Annotated in this window: 2 protein-coding genes and 1 pseudogene; 1 reads left to right on the forward strand and 2 read right to left on the reverse strand. The window is 76.4% G+C overall.

The features are described from left to right. Positions 1–596: pseudogene (locus DQW06_RS07935) on the forward strand (DNA topoisomerase IB); the annotation flags it as partial. 39 nt (positions 597–635) lie between these two features. Here the strand turns inward: DQW06_RS07935 and DQW06_RS07940 are convergent. Next, positions 636–845, reverse strand: coding sequence for an MbtH family protein (locus tag DQW06_RS07940; RefSeq protein ID WP_117198222.1), 210 nt, complete (start codon positions 843–845; stop codon positions 636–638). A gap of 50 nt (positions 846–895) precedes the next feature. Beyond that, on the reverse strand, positions 896–3,815 hold a 2,920-nt coding region (locus DQW06_RS07945; protein ID WP_117198223.1), incomplete at its 5' end, for a non-ribosomal peptide synthetase.

The following is a 3,815-nucleotide window of genomic DNA, read 5'->3' on the forward strand; positions in this document are numbered from 1 at the left end:
CCGCCCGCAACGACTCCTACGGGGTGGCGAGCCTGCTGCGCGAGCACGTCCACCGCAGACGCGGCACGGTGGTGTTCGAGTTCCCCGGCAAGTCCGGCCAGGACCAGCGCGTCGAGTGCGCCGAACCCGAGATCTGCCGGGTGGTCTCCGGCCTCCAGCGCGTCCGCTCACCGGGGCAGGACCTGTTCGCCTACCGCGTCGGAGACGGCTGGCACGACGTGAACACCGACGACCTCAACTCCTACCTGCGCGAGGTCGCCGGGGAGGAGCACACGGTCAAGGAGTTCCGCACCTGGCACGCGACGGTCCTGGCCGCGGTCGGGGTGGCGGTGGCCGTGCCGCCCGAGGACAACAGGGCCCTGGCCCGGCTGAGGACCCACGTGGTCCGCGAGGTGGCCGACTACCTGGGCAACACCGAGGCGGTGGCCCGGGACTCCTACATCGACCCCCGCGTCTTCCGGCTGCACGAGCGGGGTGTGACGATCGCCGGGGCGCTGCCCGAACTGGGCGGTGAGGCGTCCGCGGGCGAACTCGCCACCCAGGGCGGGGTGGAGGAGGCGGTGCTGCGCATGCTGCGCGACAACGGCGACGCCTGAGGGCCGGGGACGCGCCGGACCCGCGCGCCCCCGGCGGGTTCAGCCCTCCTGCGCGGCGATCAGGCTCGCCGGGCGCAGGTCGGTCCACTCGCGCTCCACGTACTCCAGCGCCTCGGTCCGGGAGGTCTCGCCTTGCGCCACCCGCCAGCCCCGGGGCACCTCGGCGAACGCGGGCCACAGGGAGTGCTGGCCCTCGTCGTTGACCAGCACGAGGAAGCGGGCGTCCTCGTCGTCGAAGGGGTTGCTCACGTCGTTCCGTCTCCTTGTCGTGGGTGCCGCGCGCCGTTCGCGCGGCACGGTCAGCGCGCCCGGCGGTTCCGCGCGCGCCCGCGCCCGGCCTCGCGCACGAGGCCGCGCAGCCGTTCGGTGTACTCGTCGGCCAGGGCCCGCACCGTCTCGGGCCGGTGCCGGTTGGCCGAGTAGGTCCAGGAGAACTCCAGCCGCCCGCCGGTGACGCCGCCGGTCACGTCGAACAGGCCGGTGCGCTCCTCCTGGGGGGCGTGGTCGCACGGCGGCAGGGGCAGCAGGCGCCCCACGGGGCCGCCGTCCTGGTCGCCGAACCGCCCCAGGTAGTTGAAGGCCACCTGGGGCTCGGGCATCGCGGCCAGCGGAGCCGGAACCCCGTCGCCGCCCAGTTCGCGCAGCGCCCCGAACCCGATCGCCTCCGGCGCCGCCCGCCGCTGGGCCCGGGTGGCGGCCACCGCCTCGGCCGTGCCGGTGCCCGGGGGGACCTCCAGCAGCACCGGGTGGATGGCGGTGAACCAGCCCACCGTGCGGGACAGGTCCACGTCGTCGAACAGGTCCTCGCGGCCGTGGCCCTCCTTGGCCACCAGCAGGCGGGGGTCGCCGCTCCAGTCGGTCAGCACCCGGCCCAGCGCGCCGAGCAGCACGTCGTCGATGCTGCTGCGCAGCGTGCCGGGCACCCGGCGCAGCAGCGCCTCGGTCTCCTCCGCCGACAGGGAGGCCGTGACGATCCGCTGGGAGGCCACGTCGTTGGGGCCCGAGTCCAGCTCCACCGGCAGGCGGGCGTCCGCGGCCCGGGTCGCGAGGTCGGCCCAGTACCCGGCGTCCCCGTCGAAGGCGCCCCGGGCGGTGTGGTCTCCGAGGCGGCGCGCCCACTCGGGGAAGGGGGTGGTGGGCGCTCCCAGGTCCACCGCCTCCCCGCGCTCCAGCTGCCCGTAGGCGGTGGCCAGGTCCTCCAGCAGCACCCGCCAGGACACGGCGTCGACCACCAGGTGGTGCGCCGACAGCAGCACGCGCGGAGCCCGGCGCCCGCCCGGGTCGAACACCACCGCCTCGAACAGGGGCCCCTCCGCGAGCCGTTTGGCGGGGCGCTCGCGCAGGGCCTCGCGCTCCACCGCCCGCTCCAGCTCCCCGTCGCCGCCGTCCACGCGCACCACCCTGGCGCCGGGCGCCGCGTCGGCGTCCAGGTGTCCGCGCGGGCCGTCCGCGGTGTCGGTGACCCGCAGCCGCAGCATGTCGTGGTGCGCGGGCAGGCTGTCGGCGGCCCGCGCCCACAGCCGGGGGTCGGTGCCCTCGGCCGCCTCGAACAGCAGCGACATGTCGAAGTGCTCGGGGCGGCGCGTGCGGGTGCGCAGGAACCAGCGCTCCACCGGCGTGGGCGGGACGGTTCCGGTGACCGGGATCCGCACGGGCGCGCCGTCCGCGGCCCCGCCCCGCTCGGCCGCGGCGGCCAGGTCGGCGACGGTCTGGTGCAGGAAGGCGTCGCGCGTGGTGATGTTCCATCCGGCCTCGCGCACCCGCGAGACCATCTGGATGCTCAGGATCGAGTCGCCGCCCAGCGAGAAGAAGTTGTCGTGGCGGCCCACGTCCGCGACCCGCAGCAGCTCCGCCCAGATATCCGCGAGCGCCTCCTCGACGGCGCCGCGCGGGGCCGCGTCCGGGGCGGCGCGCTCCCCGGGCTCGGCGGCGGGCTCGGGCAGGGCGGCCCGGTCCACCTTGCCGTTGGCGTTGAGGGGGATGGCGTCCAGGAACACCACGGCGCCCGGGACCATGTAGTCGGGCAGGGTCCGGCGCAGCCGTTCGCGCAGGTCCGGCAGGTCCGCGTCCGCTCCCGGAGCGCGGACCGCGTAGGCGACCAGGCCGCGCGCTCCGGAGGCGGAGCGGTGCACCTGGACGGTGGCCTGCGCCACGTCGGGCAGGCGCAGCAGGGCCGCCTCCACCTCCCCGGGTTCGATGCGAAAGCCCCGCAGCTTGACCTGGGAGTCGGCGCGGCCGGTGTACTCCAGCTCGCCGGAGTTGTTCCAGCGCACGAGGTCGCCGGTGCGGTAGAGCCGCCCGCCGTCGCCGAAGGGGTCGGCCACGAAGCGCTCGGCGGTCAGCCCGGGGCGGCCGTGGTAGCCGCGGGTGACCCGGCCGCCCACGTACAGCTCGCCGACCGCGCCCACCGGCACCGGCCGCAGCCGCTCGTCCAGCACGTGCAGCCGGGTGCCGTCCAGGGGGCGGCCGATCGGCACCGGTTCGGGCGTGGCGCCCTCCCGGGGCAGCGCGTGGTGGGCGGCGAAGGTCGTGGTCTCGGTGGGCCCGTAGCCGTTGGCCACGATCGTGTCCGGGCAGGCGCGGCGCACCCGCTCCACCGCGTGCGGGCTGGCCGCCTCGCCCCCGGTGATGACCTGCTCCATCCCGGTGAAGCAGGAGGGGTCCTGCGCGGCGTAGAGGTTGAACAGCGCCGCGGTGACGAAGGTGGCGCTGACCCGGTGCTCCGACACCAGGGAGGCGAAGCCGTCCGCGTCCAGGCGCCCCGGCGGGGCCACCACGACGGTGCCGCCGGTGAGCAGCGCCGCCCAGATCTCGTAGGTGGCGGCGTCGAAGGCGTGTGAGGAGTGGAAGAGCGTGCGCCGGGCGTGCCCGCCGGACCAGCGCCGGTCCGCGGCCAGGCGCACCACGTCGGCGTGGGTCACCGCCACGCCCTTGGGCGCGCCGCTGGAACCGGAGGTGTACATGACGTAGGCGAGCTGGTCGGGGCGGGCGCCGTCCAGTCCACGCGCCCCGACCTCCGCGGCCGGTGCGGCGTCGGCGGCGTCGACCAGCACCGCCGTGCAGGTCGGCGGCACCCGGTCGGCGGAGGCGGCGTCGGTGAGCACGCAGGGCGCCCCCGTCTCGGCGACCAGCAGGCGGACGCGTTCGGCGGGGTCGTCGGCGTGCACCGGGACGTAGGCGCCCCTGGCGCGCAGCACCGCGAGCATCGCGGTGACCACG

It is taken from the genome of Nocardiopsis sp. TNDT3 (genome assembly GCF_003427465.1).
GTDB classification, from domain to species: Bacteria; Actinomycetota; Actinomycetes; order Streptosporangiales; family Streptosporangiaceae; genus Nocardiopsis; species Nocardiopsis dassonvillei.